General features: G+C 51.7%; 15 protein-coding genes. 9 read left to right on the forward strand and 6 right to left on the reverse strand.

Annotation, left to right across the window (positions count from 1 at the left end; genetic code table 11):
• Positions 1 to 371: 371 nt before the first annotated feature.
• From IFJ82_RS10905 to IFJ82_RS10915, 3 genes are all read left to right on the forward strand, one after another.
• Complete coding sequence (locus IFJ82_RS10905; protein ID WP_003619186.1) at positions 372 to 827, forward strand: hypothetical protein; 456 nt, start codon at positions 372 to 374, stop codon at positions 825 to 827.
• 725 nt (positions 828 to 1,552) lie between these two features.
• Positions 1,553 to 3,901, forward strand: a complete 2,349-nt coding sequence (locus IFJ82_RS10910; protein WP_408901685.1) for a TonB-dependent receptor — start codon at positions 1,553 to 1,555, stop codon at positions 3,899 to 3,901.
• Between the two features lies 1 nt (position 3,902).
• Entirely contained in the window at positions 3,903 to 5,462 is a 1,560-nt protein-coding gene (locus IFJ82_RS10915) for an oligopeptide:H+ symporter (protein ID WP_225578641.1), read from the forward strand.
• A 210-nt stretch (positions 5,463 to 5,672) separates the two neighbouring features.
• Here the strand turns inward: IFJ82_RS10915 and IFJ82_RS10920 are convergent, their stop codons facing one another.
• Complete coding sequence (locus IFJ82_RS10920; RefSeq protein WP_225578642.1) at positions 5,673 to 6,896, reverse strand: MFS transporter; 1,224 nt, start codon at positions 6,894 to 6,896, stop codon at positions 5,673 to 5,675.
• Positions 6,897 to 7,027: 131 nt separating this feature from the next.
• Between IFJ82_RS10920 and IFJ82_RS10925 the strand changes: the two genes are divergently transcribed.
• Positions 7,028 to 7,627, forward strand: coding sequence for a TetR/AcrR family transcriptional regulator (locus tag IFJ82_RS10925; RefSeq protein ID WP_081254453.1), 600 nt, complete (start codon positions 7,028 to 7,030; stop codon positions 7,625 to 7,627).
• Between the two features lie 244 nt (positions 7,628 to 7,871).
• Here IFJ82_RS10925 and IFJ82_RS10930 read toward each other — a convergent pair whose 3' ends face one another.
• Positions 7,872 to 8,768, reverse strand: a complete 897-nt coding sequence (locus IFJ82_RS10930) for a LysR family transcriptional regulator (protein WP_003619176.1) — start codon at positions 8,766 to 8,768, stop codon at positions 7,872 to 7,874.
• A 115-nt stretch (positions 8,769 to 8,883) separates the two neighbouring features.
• Here IFJ82_RS10930 and IFJ82_RS10935 point away from each other — a divergent pair, with 115 nt between their 5' ends.
• Together IFJ82_RS10935 and IFJ82_RS10940 are read left to right on the forward strand one after the other, a co-directional pair.
• Positions 8,884 to 9,279: a (R)-mandelonitrile lyase gene (locus IFJ82_RS10935; RefSeq protein ID WP_062809307.1), complete on the forward strand. Its 396-nt coding sequence runs from the start codon at positions 8,884 to 8,886 to the stop codon at positions 9,277 to 9,279.
• Positions 9,280 to 9,309: 30 nt separating this feature from the next.
• Entirely contained in the window at positions 9,310 to 10,053 is a 744-nt protein-coding gene (locus IFJ82_RS10940) for an SDR family oxidoreductase (RefSeq protein WP_192264560.1), read from the forward strand.
• 81 nt (positions 10,054 to 10,134) lie between these two features.
• Here the strand turns inward: IFJ82_RS10940 and IFJ82_RS10945 are convergent, their stop codons facing one another.
• Entirely contained in the window at positions 10,135 to 10,995 is an 861-nt protein-coding gene (locus IFJ82_RS10945; RefSeq protein WP_192264562.1) for an aldo/keto reductase, read from the reverse strand.
• A gap of 921 nt (positions 10,996 to 11,916) precedes the next feature.
• On the opposite strand from IFJ82_RS10945, the gene IFJ82_RS10950 reads away from it, so the two are divergent.
• Positions 11,917 to 12,810 carry a LysR family transcriptional regulator gene (locus tag IFJ82_RS10950; protein ID WP_192264563.1) on the forward strand — a complete coding sequence of 298 codons (894 nt, stop codon included), beginning with the start codon at positions 11,917 to 11,919 and terminating at the stop codon, positions 12,808 to 12,810.
• Between the two features lie 368 nt (positions 12,811 to 13,178).
• Here the strand turns inward: IFJ82_RS10950 and zigA are convergent, their stop codons facing one another.
• Positions 13,179 to 14,402 (reverse strand): zinc metallochaperone GTPase ZigA, encoded by a 1,224-nt coding sequence (zigA, locus tag IFJ82_RS10955; RefSeq protein ID WP_192264565.1) that lies wholly within the window; start codon positions 14,400 to 14,402, stop codon positions 13,179 to 13,181.
• A gap of 386 nt (positions 14,403 to 14,788) precedes the next feature.
• Here zigA and IFJ82_RS10960 point away from each other — a divergent pair, with 386 nt between their 5' ends.
• The gene (locus tag IFJ82_RS10960) at positions 14,789 to 15,457 is read left to right on the forward strand and encodes a DUF1826 domain-containing protein (RefSeq protein ID WP_159107947.1); all 669 of its coding nucleotides are present in this window, start codon (positions 14,789 to 14,791) and stop codon (positions 15,455 to 15,457) included.
• A 125-nt stretch (positions 15,458 to 15,582) separates the two neighbouring features.
• Here the strand turns inward: IFJ82_RS10960 and IFJ82_RS10965 are convergent, their stop codons facing one another.
• Both IFJ82_RS10965 and IFJ82_RS10970 read right to left on the reverse strand, forming a co-directional pair.
• The gene (locus IFJ82_RS10965) at positions 15,583 to 16,497 is read right to left on the reverse strand and encodes a dihydrodipicolinate synthase family protein (protein WP_192264567.1); all 915 of its coding nucleotides are present in this window, start codon (positions 16,495 to 16,497) and stop codon (positions 15,583 to 15,585) included.
• Positions 16,498 to 16,940: 443 nt separating this feature from the next.
• Positions 16,941 to 17,801 carry a DMT family transporter gene (locus tag IFJ82_RS10970; RefSeq protein ID WP_192264569.1) on the reverse strand — a complete coding sequence of 287 codons (861 nt, stop codon included), beginning with the start codon at positions 17,799 to 17,801 and terminating at the stop codon, positions 16,941 to 16,943.
• Between the two features lie 170 nt (positions 17,802 to 17,971).
• On the opposite strand from IFJ82_RS10970, the gene IFJ82_RS10975 reads away from it, so the two are divergent.
• Positions 17,972 to 19,333 (forward strand): aminotransferase-like domain-containing protein, encoded by a 1,362-nt coding sequence (locus IFJ82_RS10975; protein WP_192266500.1) that lies wholly within the window; start codon positions 17,972 to 17,974, stop codon positions 19,331 to 19,333.
• Positions 19,334 to 19,397 lie beyond the last annotated feature (64 nt).

Raw genomic sequence — 19,397 nt, forward strand, 5'->3', positions numbered from 1 at the left:
GACAGTCGGTAAAGCACTGGATGAAATTTTTTGTAACTTCGATGCGAGGGAGATCAGGCCCGTTCAACCGGAACTGCATTTTCCCACCAAAGCCATAGCGGACAAAAACATGCCAAGGGATGATATAACATGCCACCGTCATGCATTGCACTGGATGCACGATATATCCCCACAAATGCCATCGCCGGGCCTCATATGGCACTCCACCTCACTCAATGGAAAGATTTTCCAAAGGGAATATGTTATTATAAGATCGTATGTTAACTGACCGATGCTGGTACGCGTATCCTGTGGGGAGAAATTTAAACCATCAGATAGGATTGTGAGTTTATCGTAATTCTCCATAAGGTGTCTCTGTAACTATGAGAAAAATGTTTTTTGCCCTTGTTCCAGCGTTGACAATGATTGGTCACGCATATGCGACCGATGTGAAACTGCCCGATGGCACCCCGGCCAGCGTGACAACCCAATCGCCCTGCACCAGTGATAGCTATAAGGAATACGGAACATGTATTTCCGCCATCCTGAGCATTCCGTCCAACCGCGGGGGGGACGTGGATATCCGCGCGATTGAAACATTGCTGCCGAAAGATATCCAAAAGGCTGCCATCATAAGCGGTATTACCGCCACATCATCTATGCCTATGACGGTGTCTTTGAAGCATTATGATGACAAAAACATTACATGGCCTGCAACAGATACACCACTCGACCATATTATCATTCCCAATAATGGAACATATCAGGTTGTTCTCACAACAAATGATGCCGGGAAGACATGGGGCATAAGGGTTATTATCGAACAGTCCGGGTCAATAGATCAGTAATGAAAATCTGCCACAGATTTTCACAGGAAAACCAACGATTACTGAACATTGACTCTAACAACCCTGACCTTTCTCGGGTTTGCTTAAACGTAAGCCCGATACAAGGACACACGAAAACATCGTGCCATGCCCCAAAGCCAGTGGTGGCCCGAGTGACGGTTCAAGCCTCCATAATGCCCGGCCTTGCCTGTTCCGAGCAGGTTGCAAGATTTTATCCAAGGTTGAATGCCTTGAAAATAGGCAGCCGACAGCAAACTTCCGGTTTATTTTTACGTAAACCAAAGACTATTTATCATGTTTTTTCGTGAAATTTGACATGTTCGATTTGATAAGAAAATCAGACAGTATGGAGCAGATTCAACACTACAAAATAACCACAAGAAAACATACCTAAAATAAAACAAATATACAAACGAAAATAAGTACCATTAAAAAATTTATTATTATACAATTTAAATGCCAAAATTACATATAAATACCTTATAAAAATCCGCAATAACTTGATGCCATTTCTTACTACCATGATGCCGAAGCCGTATCAGATCAGGCAACAAATGCCTTTACAGTTACATATAGAAATCTGCTGGACGTGATATCTCCCCATAAATAGCTATAAAATATAGTGTTTATATATTGTTATTTCATATATTAATCAATTGACATGATATATGTCGAAAGATAGAAGCCAAAAACAACTTTTAAAAAGTTAATTTTGGATTCCACTCATGAAAACGTTTAGTCTGTTCCTATTCTCAACGGTCATCATATGGACTGGACGGTCCTACGGAGCGGACGTTGCCCTCACACATCATACGATCAGTGGTGGGAATAAGGCACGTCATCACGACAGGCAGCAACAGCCACACCATGATACCGCACCGAGCATGGAATCCATTGCTGTATCAGGGAACCGGCATGTCTCCCACGGGCCAGAACAGTTCGTCAGCCGCGAAGTCATGGATCGCTTCGTGCCTGGCACAAGCCCGCTCCAGATCCTTGCCGCAACCACGCCTGGCGTCAGCTTCGGTTCGGATGATCCTTTCGGCCTCGATGGGGTTGCCAATACGCTATATCTGCGTGGGTTCACCCAATCGCAGATCGGGGCAACGCTGGATGGCATTCCTCTGGGGGATCAGGGGTTCATGCAATATAATGGCCTCGATATTAACGAAGCCGTGATTCAGGACAATATTTCATCGATTGGTGTTTCACAGGGGGCCGGAGCCGTGGATGTTCCATCGGCGCAAAACCTGGGCGGCGTGATCCGGTATTTTACATCCGATCCAGCGGACAAAGCCGGAGGGAACCTGTCACAGACATTTGGCAGCAACGCAACATTCCGCACATTTGGTAGCGTTGACAGTGGTGCCCTTAATGCAACAGGCACAAAATTCCGTGCCAGTTTTGCCCGCACCGACAACGACAAATGGAAGGGGTACGGCGACCAGCTAGAGTATCAGGCGAACTTCAAACTTGTCCAGCCGATCCAGGATCGGGGCAAGATCAGCGCCATCTTCGACTGGTCCGAATTCAACCAGTACAATTACATGAATTACAGCCTGAACATGCTAAAGAAATTTGGGGCAACAGGCTCTGACTTCCTGACACCCAATTATGCGGAGGCATATGCTGCGGCACAGGGCAACTACACATCCAACATCGCCTCACTGGGCAATGCGACCGATGAATCAAATGCCACACAATATGACGGTGCACAGATCCAGCGTAATTATCTGTCCGCCATTACCAGCCAATTAACTCTGGCCCCGCATCTTGAAGAAAATACGGTCCTGTATGCCCATGTGTCCAGTGGTGACTATGAAGCAAGCCCGACGTTCCCATCCCCGACCGGGGCACCATTTTCCCAACTCGTCAGCCACCAGGGCATTCGCAGGATCGGGTTCACGCAGTCTTTTCGTTATACGATCGCCGGAAATCACATTGACACCGGCGTATGGTATGAAAACAATTCATACTCGTTCCCTGCCGAACTCTACAGTCAGCCAGCCCTTGGCCAGGGAACGCCACGCAATGCGATGGGCCCTTTCCGTAATCCCTATGCAACATGGTTTTCGGATTCCTTCAACACCAACACTTTCCAGTTTCACTTGCAGGACACTTACGACATCCTGCCCAATCTCCAGATCAGTGCGGGTTTCCGCTCCCTGATAACGACGACCCATGGCGGTGCAAGCTATAATAACCAGTCCCTGACCGGACAGGCTGAACTTCCCCGCGGCAGCCTGACAGCCGCCAGCGCCTTTCTCCCGCATGTCTCATTAGATTATCATTTCCTCAGCCATCACGAATTCTATATCGACATTGCGGAAAACATGCGCGCCTATACTTATAATCCTTTCCTGATGTCCGATGGCGCGTGGTCGGTTGAAAACCAGTCTGAATTCCAGTCTGTCAAAACAAAAATCCGCCCTGAACGTACCTGGACCTTCCTTGGAGGTTATCGTTACAATGGCGCAAAAATTTCAGCACAGGCAGATGCCTACCACGTTGATTATTACAACCGGCTGGAAAATATCACGGCGGGAACACCAACCGATCCCATCAATTCCTTCGTCAATACAGGCAAGGAGGCAATCACCGGCGTGGATGCATCCCTGACGTTACGTCCGGTCAAGGGGCTCGAATTCTTCAACAGCCTGAGCTACGCCAAGGAACAATATGGCGGTGGCGTTGACTATGAGGGGACCTATTATAACCTGAAGGGGAAAAAGCAGGTGGGTTATCCAAGCTGGATGTACAAAACCAGCCTGTCCTATGCCTATCGCCGGGCACGCGTGACCTTCAATGCAACTTATACCGGCTCCCGCCCGCTTTCCTATGTCAACGATACCCATGTTGCGCCATACTGGCTGGCCGGTCTGTCGGCATCCTATAATTTCGGATCAATCGGGTTCATGAAAAACTTCGGCATCAATTTCAACATCTATAACCTTTTCAACACCACCTATGTCGGCGGCATGGGGCTGTTCGGCTATCCCATCTCCGGGGATTCTCCAACCCTGTTCATTGGCGCACCCCGACAGTTCTTCGGATCCGTGCACGCGTCTTTCTAACATGCCCCCCAAAATACCGGGCAGCCCCCTGCCAGCCACCTTACCAGCGCGACAATACGGTCTGGGGGTGGCCCTGTTCCTGGAAGCTGCCGAGCGGTTCAGCTTCTATGGCATGCTCAGCATTCTGCTGATCTACCTGCTGGATATACGCGGGCTGCCCGCGCCGCAGGCCAACCTGTTCGTTGGCAGCTTCAACGCTCTTGCACTGGTCAGCACACTGCTGGGCAGCCGTCTGGGCGAGGCGCTACTTGGCCCCACGCGAACGGTCCTTTATGGCTGCCTTATCCAGTTTACAGCCCTTGTCCTGCTCGGTCTGTCTACGACATGGCCCATGCTCTTCCTTCCGGCCACGGCAACCATCGCGGTTACGAACGGCCTGACACGCACGAACATGGCAATGCTGGTCCTACGCCATGCAACCAAGGAACGATCGGCGGACGGTCTTGCGACCCTTTATACCTTTGCCGTCAATCTTGGGGCCATGTTCTCGTTTCTCCTCGTGCCATGGATCGGCAAGCGGTATGGCTATGCCATTGCATTCGGGATATGTGCGACGGGGCTGTTCCTCGGCGCGATAACGGCCCTGCTTAACAGACGCAGCCTCGGCGGTGAACCGCAAGGGGGCACCACAACAAATCGTGCTGGCGAAAGGCCTGACGCGGGACAGGCCGTCCCCCGGGCGATGGGCGAGATCGGCCTTGTCGCCCTTTTCTACTGGATTATCCTGAATTTCCCGGCTGGCGGTCATTGGATATTCTGGATCGTTACCAGCGCAATCCCGGTATTCTGGACCGTGCTATGGCACAATGCCACAGTCACGGAGCGTCCAGGCATCATACTCTGTCTGATCCTGGTTGCGGAGGCCATGTTCTACGGCATTTTCGATGAACAGACGACTTCGACCTTTGTGCTTTATGCCTTACATAACCTCAACCGCCAGTTCAGCCTGGGGGGGATTACGCTCTTCCAGCTTGTTGCACCGCAGATTGTCGCCATCAATGCGGGCCTGACCATGCTGATCGGGCCCGCATTCGTCGCGCTTTACCGCTTTCTGGATAAAAAGTTCGGCACCATTGCACTCTCGACGAAATATGCATGCGGATCACTTTTCATCGTCATAGGCTTTCTGATCCTATACATGAATACGGCGGGTCCGGCATCCGGGCTCCGCGCCCCATGGGGCATGTTCGGGGCCTATGCCGCCATCTCGGTGGCTGGACTGATCATGAATGGCCTCGGCCTGTCGGTCATCATGACTTACCTGGCCCCACGTGTGCGCAATATGTCCGTTGCCGTCTATTATATTTCCACCGGTGTGGCGATGTACGGCGGCAGCGTACTGGCAAATACAATGGGCATCCGCCATCTGCACACCACGGCGTCTGTCAGGGACAGCCTCTCCATCTTCCATACATTTTTTCATGGTTTCACCCTGCTGGCCGCCGCGGGGGCGGTAATGATTATCCTCCTGTTACCAGTGCTGCGCATACTGGAAAAACGCACGCGTCCCATCCCGACACATCAGGACAGGTACAAGGAAAATGAAACAGCCCCGAATTGATGAAAAACAGTGGATTACATGATGTCCCGATCGGACAGCCATAGCAACACAACCTGAGAAACTGCTTGAATAGCCGTTGCCCGTATCAAGGGAGTTCAGCCCACAAGGCAACGGCGCACCTGTAGGGAGAGCGGCACCCCCCCCCCCCAAAAGTCATGCGGTCCCATCCTGTCAAATGTTGCATGATCCGTATTGCTGTCCCCCATTTGTTCAGCTCACGGGCTTTGGCAAATTCCGATGACTTCCGATACCTATGGCAAGGAAGGCGGCCATCACGCCTGCGAGACCCGCAAGCACAAGCATATCCTGATAACTTCCCTGCGCCTCTCGCAGCAGGCCGGCGAGAGACGCGGCGCAGGCAGCCCCGATCTGATGTCCGAAAACGATCCAGCCAAACACAATGGGGGCCGAATGCTCACCAAACGCAATGTTGCTTAGACGCAGGGTTGGCGGGACTGTTGCGATCCAGTCGAGACCATAGAATATTCCAAAGATGGTCAGGCTTTCGGGCGAAAAATCGATGAAGGGTAGCGCAATGAGCGACACACCCCGTAGGCCGTAATAGGAAAACAGCAACCAGCGCGCATCCAGCCGATCCGTCAGCCACCCAGAAAATGTGGTGCCAAAAAGGTCAAACATCCCCATCATGGCAAGGTATCCCGCCGCCGGGACCTCACCGATACCATGATCGGCACAGATCGCGATGAAGTGCGTGCCAATCAGGCCATTGGTGGTGAAGCCGCAGACAAAAAAGGTGGCAAACAAAAACCAGAAATCCCGCTTTCGTGCGGCCATCACCAATGCTGTGATGGCTGTTTGTAATGGGTTCTGGTCCATATATCGCAACGGCGCATGATCCGGCGCGGCCCCATGGGGCACCAACCCACGATCTTGCGGATGTTCGGGCAGGAAAAAAGCCACAAGGGGCACCAATATCAGGGTCATTGCGGCGACAGCCATGACCGCTGCCTGCCACCCGAACTGATGAACAAGTGCGGCCAGGCCTGGCAGGAACAGTAATGAACCGGTTGCCGTGCTGGCGGCCAGCAGGCCCATGATCGTACCGCGCCGGGCCACAAACCAGCGGTTTACCACCGTGGCTCCCAGCACCATTGCTACCGCCCCGGTGCCGAAACCGGTCAATACGCCCCAGGTCAGAAAAAACTGCCACGGCTGTGTCATATCCAGTGACAGCAATGCGGACAGGCCAATCAGCAACAATGCACCGATCAACATGCGGCGGATTCCGAATTTCTGCATAAGAGCCGCGGAAAATGGCCCGACAAGGCCATAAAGAAAGATTCCTACAGCGGCAGAAATGGAAATGCTGCTCCGGCTCCAGCCCAATGTTTCCTGTAACGGCATCATCAGAACACCCGGTGTCGCCCGCACACCGGCAGAAACCAGCAGAGAGAGAAACGTGAGCCCAACCACCAGAACGAAAACATGTGGTCGTTGTGTTCTCTTGTTTCGGGGAACGGAAATCTTCATATTACTGACCGGTAAGTTCTGTTATCCCAACCATAAGTACCGATCGGTAACATCGTCAAGTCATGAGTTTGGAAATGTCGTCTCACAAAGCTGTGCCCCATCCCTGTGCTGCAGATAAAATCCGAAGCTCGGCGCGTGAACTGTTCTATAATCAGGGGATACGTGCGGTTGGGGTCGATGAGATCGTTCAGAAAGCTGGCGTCACCAAACCCTCCCTCTACAGGGCTTTTGAATCCAAGGATGGGCTGACGACTGCGTACCTGATTGATTACCAGCAGACATTCTGGGGGCGGATCGACGCAATCTGTCACAACCACCCAGATAACCCCCGCGCACAGATTCTGGCCTATTTCGACGATCTGGCCCTGCGGGCAGCCCAACCCGGCTACCGCGGTTGTGCGCTGACCAATGCAATTGTCGAATATCCAGATCCAGACCATCCCGTACGCCGGGAGGCTGCACGTCTGAAACACGAAATACGCGAATGGATACAGCAGAAAGTATCTAACCTGAAAGCAAATGACCCCGATCTGCTAACGGACGGATTGATCCTGTTAATGGAAGGCGTCTATACCGCCGGCCAAGTCTTTTATCCTCCCGGACCTGTGATAAAGGCCGGAAAACTGGCACGACTGCTTCTTCAATCATCAGGCATATCGGCGGATCAAGAATGATTTTTGAATATTCCTGTTCCACAACGCGATGCAGGATAAGGCTATTATTATACAATACTCTTTCCCCGACAGAGAGATCTTCTGGTTTTATCAGGAATGCCGGTTTCATTCCATATTGCAGAATTTTCAATAAATACAGATCAGAAAATCACAATTTTCATGAGGATGTTTCATCCCATCACATCACCATAGAATGAATGGGCAATCCGATCATGAAGGTTTCTGCCAAATCCCCACTTCATGATTAGCTTCGATAACGCATTGCCTCGACAAACGCCGCGAAAGCCGGTGAATGCAAACGTCTGCTGGGATAATAAAGATAGGGCCCTTCACACTCCAAACTCCAATCAGATAGAACCTCCATTAATTTCCCTGCTTCGATATAGGGTTTTGCAAGATCATAAGGGACATATCCAAGGCCAATACCATCAATGGCCGCGCCCAGGACCAGCATTGAATTGCTGAATGTCGTTTGTCCCGAAACGCGAAGTGCAATCTCCCGCCCCTTTGGTTCACGGAATTCCCATCTAAGATTTCCACCAGCGGTTGTCATCCGCATATTAATGCAGTTGTGGTTGCCCAATTCACGAGGCATGACAGGTGCGGGACAGCGATCAAAATAATCCGGCGATCCGATAACACAAAAACGCCAATCTGGACCTATGCGTGTGGCACACATATCCTTTTCCACAGATTCACCAATACGAACACCAGCATCAAAACGTTCCGAAACGATATCGACGAAGGCATAATCCATACTCAGTTCGACATGGATATCTGGATATTTCCGCAAAAATTCTGCCAGTTTTGGTCGAAAAACCAGTTCTATGGCTGCATCCGTACATGTAATACGAAGTGAGCCGGCAGGTTTTTCACGAAGAGATGTGATGAGGTCAAGTTCAGCGGAAACCTGCTCGAGCAGTGGCCCCACACGTCTGAGCAACCGTTCCCCGGCATCTGTTGTTGCCACATTCCTTGTGGTACGGGATAGCAGACGGAGTCCAAGCCGTTCCTCCAGCCCCCGCACCGTATGACTCAATGCAGAAGGCGTCACGCCCAGTTCCGCGGCAGCACGCGTAAAGCTTCGTTCCCTGGCGACGGTCAGGAAGGCCGTCATTTCGTTGATATGATCGCGTGGCATTGCTGAACTTATTTCAATGATGCACGTACGCCAAACAGTCTAATCAGGCGCAACAAGATACTTTACCTGTTTTCAGGCTTGGCCAGTCAGCCACCCAAACAGACAGGAACATATCATGGAAATTTTCCGCATAGGTCATACAGCATCTCTCAAGGGGCCCGCCGATTGGTTCACGGGGACGGTTCGTGTTGATATGCTTTTCAATCCGACAGCCCCCGATCGGGTGCAGGGCGCGAACGTAACATTCGAACCGGGTGCGCGCACAGCATGGCATACGCATCCGCTTGGCCAGACCATCATTGTGACATCAGGCGTTGGTCGTGTGCAACGATGGAATGGAACTATCGAAGAAATATATCCTGGCGATGTCGTCTTCTTTGCACCAGGAGAAAAGCATTGGCATGGGGCGGCACCACAAACAGCCATGACGCATATCGCCATTCAGGAAGTAGAGAATGGGAAGGTCGTCGACTGGATGGAGCAGGTTTCCGATCAACAATATGGCGCCTGAATAAAGTCATTTACAGAAAGTATCCATTCAATGATCAAAGATAAGGTTGTGGTCATAACCGGTGCATCATCAGGCATCGGCGAAGCAACAGCACGCCTTCTGGCGCAGCAGGGGGCAAAGGTTGTTCTTGGTGCGCGCAGAGAGGGCCGCCTTCAGACGATTGTCAGTGCTATCGAAGCACAAGGGGGCACCGCCACCTATGCCGTAACGGATGTGACGAAAGCGGCAGATAATGAAGCGCTGATCAACACCGCCATAAAAAAATACGGCCATATTGATGTCATCTTTCTCAACGCCGGTTTCATGCCAACAGCACCTGTGTCTGCCTTGAAAACAGATGAATGGAATACTGCCGTTGATATTAACATCAAAGGAGTGTTGAACGGTGTCGCCGCCGTCATGCCACACTTCCTGAAGCAGAAATCAGGACAGGTGATTGCCGTTTCCTCCGTCGCTGGTCTCAAGGCCTATCCGGGCAGTGCGATCTATGGCGGCACCAAGTGGTTTGTTCGTGATTTCATGGAGGTCCTGCGCATGGAATCCGCACTGGAAGGCACCAATATCCGGACTTCCACGATTTATCCCGCAGCCGTAAAGACCGAGCTGCTTGGCGGTATCTCTGATCCACGATCTGCGCTCGCCATGCAGAAACTTTACGATCAGCATGCCATCCCTGCCGAGCGGGTCGCCAATGTCGTCGCATTTGCCATCTCAGCCCCGGCAGATACAACAATTAACGAATTTACAGTCGGTCCCACGAATCAGGCATGGTAAAGTACCACTCCATAGAAAAAATCCTTCTGATACCATAAAATTTAAAATATGCTGCGTTGGCAGACCAACGCAGCACCGACATCAGGTCTTGAAGCGTATCTTGGCAATTTTCTTGATACGCTCTGGATCACGATGGTCGGTAAAAGCGCTCTTCCCGGTATCCAACGTAGCAATTGACATCATATCTTCTGTATCAAGGTCAAAATCAAAGATCGAGAAATTTTCTCGAATACGCTCTGCATTGACTGACTTTGGGATAGACACCACCTGTCTGTGCAACAGCCATCGCAACACGACCTGCGCGACGGAACGATTATGCCTGGACGCGATCTCCGTTAATACAGGATTACTGAACAAATTGTTCCTGCCCTCGGCAAAAGGTCCCCAGGATTCGATCTGAACACCATTTTCGCGTAGGAATTCCTGTGTTGCTCTCTGCTGATGAAAAGGGTGCGTCTCGATCTGATTGATCGCGGGCCTGATCCGGTTAAAGGCAATCAGGTCCATGACCCGATCAGGATGAAAGTTGCTTACTCCAATCGCACGGGTCCTGCCAGATTCCTGAAGCTCCTCCATTGCACGCCAGGACCCATACACATCCCCATACGGCTGGTGGATCAGATAGAGATCGAGATAGTCGAGTTTCAAACGCGCAAGGGAACGGTGAAACGCTGCCTTGGCATTTTCATAGCCCGCATCCTGCACCCAAAGCTTTGTGGTAACAAAAATCTCGCTTCGTGGAATCCCACTCGCAGCGATTGCACGTCCTACTGCTTCTTCATTCTCATAAGCAGCAGCAGTATCAATCAGGCGATAACCTGTTTGTAAAGCTTCCAGTACAGCGGTTTCACACTCAACCGCATCCGCCATCTGATAAACACCGAACCCGAGCAGGGGCATTTCCACGCCGTTATTCAGTGTCACAATGGGACATTGCGTCATGTCATACGCCTCCTTATCCAAACAGGTCAAAGCCGATGATGTGGACGCCCACCATCATCAGGGCAGGGCATAAGGACACGCATTGAACGTCACGATCCGTCACATGCCATGCAACCGGAGCCTGCACCTGCATTCCTTAACACTTGCAGTTTTGCGCCCATCCCCCAACAATCCGGCATAGGATCTGGTTACGACTGGCCTGATACCTGAATGCACAAAATGGTCCGTTCCAACTCCTACCGCCACTGAGATGCATGTGTTGCACATCGCATACACCACACATGTCAATCATTTGCTGGGTGCCCTTATTTATCAATACACCTCACTGACCACTAGCGCATCAAATCAGCATGTTGTTATGAGAAAAATTCATCAATCAGGAATAAGGGCGATACGCTCCCTTGTTCGGTAAATAAGAATGCCTTCCACACAATATACATCAAGAAAATATCATAACTTAGCAGCCCAGACTGCATTAACATTATTAAATACAAATTAATTACAAACAAATAAAAATTAATTATTTTGCAATAATTTGGAAATCCGTGATTTTAAACAAAAATCAGAACTTAATAAATAAAAAACTCCAGACCAATGCCGTGTCCAGAAAGAACATAAACAGATATGCTGCAAATGATGGCATGGCTCTGATCTTTCCGATCCGTATTGTGAACATGCCCCCCGGTAAATAGCCAGACGTCAGCCCCCTCCCCTCTCTAAGCGCACATTATCAGTGACCGTCCTCATTCCCACAACGACCCACCTGTCATCTGCCAAGCCCCCTGATCCCGCAGGACAGATGCATCGGCTCTCTGCCCTCCGCCTTGCTCATTTCAACAGTATGCAAAGAACCACCTACCGGTTGCCCGTCTTTTCAATTAAACACTACATCCCGCACATCAGGATGAGGATATTTCATAAATGCCGCGCGAAAACCTCAATGATCTGCAAGTTTTCCTGTCCGTCGCGCGGGAACGGAGCTTTACCAGAGCAGCAGCCAAAATCGGCATCTCGCAATCAGCCCTCAGCCATACCATACGTCATCTTGAATCCAGGCTGGGCATCCGGCTCCTGACCCGCACAACCCGGGCTGTATCCCCGACCGAGGCTGGCGAACGGCTGTTAAACAGGGTGGGACCACTGCTTGATGAGGTCGATGCCCATATTGATGCACTTAGCGAGTTACGTGACAAGCCTGCTGGCACCATTCGCCTCAGTGCGTCGGACCATGCAATCAAGCACATCCTGTGGCCCAAATTACGGACCATCCTGCACCAATACCCGGACATCAAGGTGGAACTTGTACAGGACAATGGGCTTACGGATATCGTAACCGAACGCCTGGATGCAGGCGTCCGCATGGGCGAACAACTGGCCAAGGACATGATCTCTGCCCGGATCAGTCCCGATATCCGGTTTGCGGTCGTCGGCGCGCCATCCTACCTCAAGAATAATCCAGCACCGCTTCATCCCCGCGATCTGGTCAGCCACACCTGCATCAACAATCGCCTGCCGACATTGGGTGGCTTCTGGCCTTGGGAGTTTCAGGAGAAAGACGGACCAGAGATCAAGATCCGGGTCGATGGTCAGCTTGCCTTCAACAATATTTTTAATATCATCGAGGCAGCGCTTGACGGCTTTGGCCTTGCCTACCTGCCGGAAGACCTTGCACTTCCCTATATCTCTCAGGAACGCCTTGTTCGTGTCCTCGAAAAATGGTCGCCTTACTGGGATGGCTATTACATTTATTATCCCAGCAGGCGCCAATCTTCACCGGCTTTTCTTACCCTGGTTGAAGCACTACGCTACCGTTGAAATATAGAAATGAAACAAGGTGAATATTATATATAATTATTAATGATAAAGAAATATATACAGGACATTTCAGATAAATTTATCATACATAACCTACTTAAATACCATAAATATATACCCATGACACATCAACAGAAGCGGAACGTATCTCTCTGCCCGTCACCGCGTCGTATCATGGCAGATGATCTACGGTTCCGGATCTGCCGGTATTATTGATACAGTCCCACCGTCATGATCGAAAATGACAGGGGACTGCGCCACGAAATCATATCCTGAACATATTAAGCACTCAGTTCATGACCATGACCTACGCCAGATCAAGGCTAATAATATCCCAGGGACAACTATATGCGTGGTGATCTCATCGGTCAGGCTGGTTCATGATTTTCAACCTGCCGCCGCCAGATGGGAAACGGGTCCGCCAAACCGGTATAAAGATCCGGATCAAAAAATCTCACCTCTGCGACAAGGCAGGCATCGAGATCACGACGCAATGCGATCTCATCCATCTCTCCCGTCCCAATAAAGACAATTTCCTGCCGACGATCGCCGTAAACTGGATCCCAGTTCCCCAGAACAAAGTCACGCCATTGATCGCTGTCTGGCCATTGGTTTTTTGGAATTGAGGCCCACCATAATCCCATGGCCTCGCTGCGCACCAGCGCACCTGCCTGGCTCATCTCCCCCACCCATTCAGGACGGGTCGCCAGCCAGAAATGCCCTTTTGCACGGACAACCCCGGACCAACTTCTGTCCAGAAATGCCTGAAATTTCTCAGGCACGAAAGGACGACGCGCACGATAAACGAAATTACGGATGCCATATTCATCGGTTTCTGGCATATGATTGGAAAAACCATAAAGTTCCTTGAACCACAATGGATGCTGATGCGCCCTGTCATAATCAAAACGCCCGGTATTCAGTATCCGGTTGATTGGAACCTGCCCCATATCGGTTTCGATGATATCGGCATCTGAATTCAGGGCACGAATGATCTTGCGGGCTGCATCCACCTGATCGGGCATGGCGGTAGAGACCTTGTTGATCACGACGACATCCGCAAATTCAATCTGCTGGACCAGAAGGTCAACCAAAGCGCGCTCATCATCCTCGCCCGCAGTTTCGCCGCGATCCCTGAGGAAATCACGCGAAGAGTAGTCACGTAGCAGGTTCACCGCATCCACCACCGTAACCATCGTATCAAGCCGCGCAATATCACTCAGGCTGATATTATTTTCATCACGAAATTCGAACGTAGCCGCCACTGGCAATGGTTCGGCGATCCCTGTCGATTCAATAAGGAGATAATCGAATTTATTCTCCCCTGCGAGACGTCGTACTTCCTGTAAAAGATCGTCACGCAAGGTGCAGCAGATACAGCCATTGGTCATCTCGACCAGCTTTTCATCTGTACGCGACAGATTACTGCCGCCCTCACGCACCAGATCAGCATCAATATTGACCTCGCTCATGTCATTTACGATAACCGCAACCTTATGTCCCTGGCGATTGTTCAGGACATGATTAAGCAGGGTCGTCTTGCCCGCGCCAAGAAAGCCGGACAGTACGGTAACGGGAAGCCTGTTATCCATCAGAGATCGTCCTTCAGTGCTGTGTCAGGTTCGGCACATCGCCGCACGCGAAAGTCGGGCCAAAAACCTTCTGTATGTTGCAAAAAACAAGACGGGCTAATGGCACCGGAACAGCATCATCGGCAGGAAGATCGACATGCCGATAAAAGCAGTTCCAATCCCCCACATGGCAGTTTTCCCCGAAGCCAGCCGTACTGACCCATGATATTCGGGCGAGCATCCGCGACGATGGGTGCATCTCGACGGTTGTGTCCATTAGGCCCTCGTGATCGGCGTTGAAAAACGTTATGTTATAATATAACAATACAGGCGACCATCACATAACGTCAAGCATCCGATTCATGCCTTCGCTTCCCCGGACATAGCCTTTTATGGAAAGACACCCCATGGAGTTCCAAGCGGCCCTCGACATCCCGCCCCAGAAGACTCAACAATACGGCACCGCCATGCTGTTCATGGAAAGCTGGCCAGCTCCAGCACTCGGCGATACCGCCCCTCCTCCCTCGGCGTATCCTGCCCCTCATGTGATTGCCTGCGCCCATGCTGCGGTCCTGCTGGATCTGCATCGCGCAGAAATCGACATGGTCGTCTGGGGGCGCAGGGTTCCGAACACATGGCAGATGGCATTGGGGAAGCCCGCTTCGTCCGGGACGATCTTTGACATGTTGGCCAGTTCCACTGAGATTGCCAATGTCCTTGCATCAAAAGCCGCAAACCGGGAGCTGTCGCCGCTGGTCCTTGGCGATGCAATCGAATTATCGAGCCTGTTTTCGGCGATCACACATGACAGCCGACAACACCTCAGATTATTGGTGGGGGCCACGGATGGGCCCGAGTTTGCGCCTGCCCCCAACAGGCTCAGGCTTGTATGCTGCTATGGGTCCAGCAGCACAGAGTGGCGCAGTTCAGCGGGTATCACGTCCCTGCCACCATACGCCGTGGCGTTAATCAAAGGGACGCGTGACAGTGGGCATGGATGTCTGCATCGCTTCTGTCGTGCGGCCCCTGACGAGACGACATCTGGCATTCACCTCATCATTGATACCGTCATCTGATGACGCACACGGAGACGGAGATACCCCGCTTTTTCATTGCGCCCTCGCATGTCACAGGACATGCGACCATCACGGCTCAACATCAGTCCATATGAAGTCATAAGCGCACCATCATCATACATGCGTCACGACATAATCATCGCGCCATCATGGCCAAGGCATGCCTGCAGTGCCTCAACAACTCTGTTCTGGTTGTGGGAGTCGAGTGGCAGGATCGGCAAAGGCGGTCGGGCCGTCAAAAGCCCCATGGCATTGGTCGCGGCATAAGCCACACGCAGGCTTCCAAACTCCCTGAAGAGCAGCCACATCGGCTGCAGGGTTTGCTGGTAATGGTTCACTGCATGAACATCACCTGCATAGGCCGCAGTCACCAGTGCCTTGGCCAGTTTTGGCAGGAAACCACCCAGCACACTAAACCATGCATCACATCCGGCCAGCAGGGCTTCAGCGGCGATCCAGTCCCCGCTGTAGCCGATGTTGAGTTTTCCAACCGGGCTGCCCCGTAATGCCGTCAACTCCTGTGCCAATGCCCCCTCTGCCAGAGGGGGCATTTTTATGGCCGCGATATTAGGGACATCAGACAGCCGCTCCAGTAACTCACGCCCGAAACTGAAACGGGTCGTGCTGGGGTTATTATAAATGCACAGCGGCAAAGACGTGACACCGGCCACCGCAACATAATGCTGGTACACTTCGTCCTGTGTCAGGGGGGTATAGGAAACCGGGGCCATCAATAATCCATCCGCCCCTTCGGCTGCGGCATCACGTGCAAGGTTCTGCGCATCATCAGTACGCAGCGCACCAATCCCCACGATCAGGGGCGTTTTCCCCCCGACAGCCTTGACCGCCGCACGAACAGCGCGACGCCGCTCGACACGGCTTAGATAGGCATAAGTTCCGGTACTGCCCAACAGGCCAATGGAATCCACGCCATTGATCGACAGATGATCTGTCAGACGCATGACACCTTCCGCATCGACGGCGCCATGTTCATTGGCTGGCGTAATGGGAAACGCCGACAGACCATGAAAAATAGACATGTTAAATATCATTCCCTGATGAAACATTGAGGCCCATCGATTTCAGATAACGCCTGATTCAGCACGTCACCTGGCAAAGACGCTGTTTGTTTACCACCACTACGACACAGGCAGAACCTTCGCCCTGAGCACGATATCCAATCGCTGCGACAGCCGCCACCCTGGCATGGGCACAGAGGCCGTCTGGAAAACTCCAGACTCCCCAGATATGTAAGCACTGGCGGCACAAGCGCCCATGTGCACATGCAGGCATCTGGCGCGGAACTATCCCCTTCCAGAGCAGGAAAAACTCCCGAATAGCACATTACGCCGACGATGATGGAATTACCTGTTGCATTCCATCATATCCTGCGGGTGGTCAGCCACCCGCAGTCGTTGGTTTCGGCGAGGACATAGGTCGGCAGAAGTCGCGATTATACAACGATCTGTATTATCCACCATAGTCAGGAAAAATGTTTTGCACCAGCCACACATAAAACAACGATAAACGTTGAAGCCAGCATAGTCCACGCAATCGGTTCATGAAGCAAAAATGCAGCAAGCAGCAGCCCGAAAAAAGGTTGAAGCAACTGAAGCTGCCCGACACTGGCAATCCCCCCCATCGCCAGACCACGATACCAGAAGATAAAGCCGATCAGCATGCTGAAAATTGAAACATAACCAAGGCCAATCCATGAAGAGACATGGATATTCCCCCAACTGGTGGGCAGGTAGGCCAGGCCAATCAGCGCCATGAGCGGTAGAGACAACAGCAGGGACCATGAAATAACCTGCCATCCCCCCAGGCGGCGGGAGAGTGTTGCCCCTTCCGCGTATCCAAGACCACAGACAAGAATGGCCGCCACCATCAGGAGATCACCTGTAAAATTCCCGGCCTGACTGCCATAAAATGCAAACCCGGCGACAGCAGTCGCACCAATAATGGAGAATAACCAGAAAGCAGGCTTTGGTCGCTCGCCACCACGCAAAACCCCGAAAATTGCTGTTGCCAGTGGTAGCAAGCCGATAAACACAATTGAATAGGCAGCGGTAATATGCTGCAGCGCTAGTGCCGTCAGCAGTGGAAAACCAACCACCCCACCGACCGCCACGAGAATGAGCGGAACACTATCGCATCGTTGCGGCCGAGGCTGACGGAATGCGCCCAGGAAAATCCCCCCCAGCAGGGCAGCAATCACGGCCCGTGCACAGGTCAGGAAAATCGGGGAGAAATCAGCAACAGCAACCCGCGTTGCAGGAAGAGAACCGCTGAAGATGATGACAGCGAGCAAACCGCTGCCCCATCCTTCTGTTGTCCGTTTCATCGACGGGAATCCTTGGTATCATGATGTCTGCGTATATTCGAAATTATGAAGATAAAATTGCTCGGACCAGCCACAATATGATACAGTTATGAAAAACTGTATTGGTAATAATACCCATACACTTTCCGGGGCTGGCATTGGGACATCCACAGACACGCACATCCACCATCATGGAGGCGATCAGACAACGCATAGCAACCCGCGCCCTTGTTCCTGGTGATCGCCTGCCATCCATCCGACAGTTGGCCAGAACCATGCAGGCCTCCCCTTCCACCATCGTGCAGGCTTATGATCGGCTTGCTGCCGAGGGAGTTATTGCACCACGTCAGGGATCGGGTTTTTATGTGACAGGGCGCGCACTTCCTCCTCTGGCGCTGGCAGATGCCACGACACCGGCGGCAAGGGCCATCGACCCGTTCTGGGTATCGCGCCAGTCCCTTGATTCCGACCCTACAGTTCTAAAGCCGGGATGCGGCTGGCTTCCGACGGAATGGATGCCCAATGCAGCCCTGCGCAAGGCATTTCGGGCCGTGGCACGTAGAGAAAACGCCATTCTGTCAGAATATGGCAGTACCAGGGGCGCAATGCGCCTGCGCCGCTTCCTGACAGCCCAGTTTGCTGAAGAAGGGCTGGAGATCAGCCCCGATCAGGTTCTGCTGACAGGTTCGGGTACGCAGGCTGTTGACCTGATCTGCCGCCTGCTGCTGCGTCGCGGTGATACGGTACTGGTGGATGATCCATGTTACTTCAATTTCCAAGCCTTGCTCCGGGCACATGAAATCCGGATTATAGGGGTTCCATATACCGCGACTGGCCCGGACATCGAAGCTTTCGAACGGATTGTCCTGCATGAAAAACCGCATCTTTATCTTACCAACTCGGTGCTGCACAATCCTACGGGGGCGATGGTTTCACCCCAGACTGCCTTTCGCCTTTTAAATACTGCTTCTTCTGCGGGTCTCCTGATTGTTGAAGATGATATCTTCGCAGATTTCGAAACGATACCCTCCCCCCGACTGGCGGTGATGGATGGGCTGGATCATGTGATCCGGGTTGGAAGTTTTTCAAAAACGCTTTCTGCATCCGTCCGGTGTGGCTATATCTCTGCACGCAAGGATCTGATTGACGGCCTGATTGACCTGCAAGTGGCAACCAGTTTTGGCGGCCCCAGTCCCGTGATTACCGAAGTAATCTCCGATGTGCTGGAAGGGGGGAGCTATCGCAAACACATGCTTGAAATTCAACGACATCTGGAGAAATCCCGCAAAACAGTAATACATAAATTGGGAATGCTGGGGATATGTCCCTGGGTCGTACCAAAGGGCGGTTTTTATTTATGGGGCCGACTGCCCGATGGGCAGGATTCCACACAGATCGCCCTACGTAGCTTGGATGACAAAATCATTCATGCCCCAGGGAACGTCTTTAGTGTCAGTCAGTCAGCTTCTTCATTCATGCGTTTCAATGTCACGCAATGCATGGATGAAAAAATCTTTCATTCTCTTGAAAACATACTGACAGGCCGTCGATAATTTTTATCCCATAAATTCCATACAAGGAAAAACAGAAGGGGCTGGCATAGGTACGCCAATAAAG

Origin of the sequence: Novacetimonas hansenii (genome assembly GCF_014843995.1) — a bacterium.
GTDB lineage: Bacteria > Pseudomonadota > Alphaproteobacteria > Acetobacterales > Acetobacteraceae > Novacetimonas > Novacetimonas hansenii.

What these genes read in the sequence shown, in the direction of transcription:
- IFJ82_RS10905 (WP_003619186.1), top strand. Translation starts at nt 372, where the DNA reads ATGTTTTTTGCCCTTGTTCCAGCGTTGACAATGATTGGTCACGCATAT.
- IFJ82_RS10910 (WP_408901685.1), top strand. Translation starts at nt 1,553, where the DNA reads ATGAAAACGTTTAGTCTGTTCCTATTCTCAACGGTCATCATATGGACT.
- IFJ82_RS10915 (WP_225578641.1), top strand. Translation starts at nt 3,903, where the DNA reads ATGCCCCCCAAAATACCGGGCAGCCCCCTGCCAGCCACCTTACCAGCG.
- IFJ82_RS10925 (WP_081254453.1), top strand. Translation starts at nt 7,028, where the DNA reads ATGTCGTCTCACAAAGCTGTGCCCCATCCCTGTGCTGCAGATAAAATC.
- IFJ82_RS10930 (WP_003619176.1), bottom strand. Translation starts at nt 8,768, where the DNA reads ATGCCACGCGATCATATCAACGAAATGACGGCCTTCCTGACCGTCGCC.
- IFJ82_RS10935 (WP_062809307.1), top strand. Translation starts at nt 8,884, where the DNA reads ATGGAAATTTTCCGCATAGGTCATACAGCATCTCTCAAGGGGCCCGCC.
- IFJ82_RS10940 (WP_192264560.1), top strand. Translation starts at nt 9,310, where the DNA reads ATGATCAAAGATAAGGTTGTGGTCATAACCGGTGCATCATCAGGCATC.
- IFJ82_RS10945 (WP_192264562.1), bottom strand. Translation starts at nt 10,995, where the DNA reads ATGACGCAATGTCCCATTGTGACACTGAATAACGGCGTGGAAATGCCC.
- IFJ82_RS10950 (WP_192264563.1), top strand. Translation starts at nt 11,917, where the DNA reads ATGCCGCGCGAAAACCTCAATGATCTGCAAGTTTTCCTGTCCGTCGCG.
- zigA (WP_192264565.1), bottom strand. Translation starts at nt 14,402, where the DNA reads ATGGATAACAGGCTTCCCGTTACCGTACTGTCCGGCTTTCTTGGCGCG.
- IFJ82_RS10960 (WP_159107947.1), top strand. Translation starts at nt 14,789, where the DNA reads ATGGAGTTCCAAGCGGCCCTCGACATCCCGCCCCAGAAGACTCAACAA.
- IFJ82_RS10965 (WP_192264567.1), bottom strand. Translation starts at nt 16,497, where the DNA reads ATGTCTATTTTTCATGGTCTGTCGGCGTTTCCCATTACGCCAGCCAAT.
- IFJ82_RS10970 (WP_192264569.1), bottom strand. Translation starts at nt 17,801, where the DNA reads ATGAAACGGACAACAGAAGGATGGGGCAGCGGTTTGCTCGCTGTCATC.
- IFJ82_RS10975 (WP_192266500.1), top strand. Translation starts at nt 17,972, where the DNA reads ATGGAGGCGATCAGACAACGCATAGCAACCCGCGCCCTTGTTCCTGGT.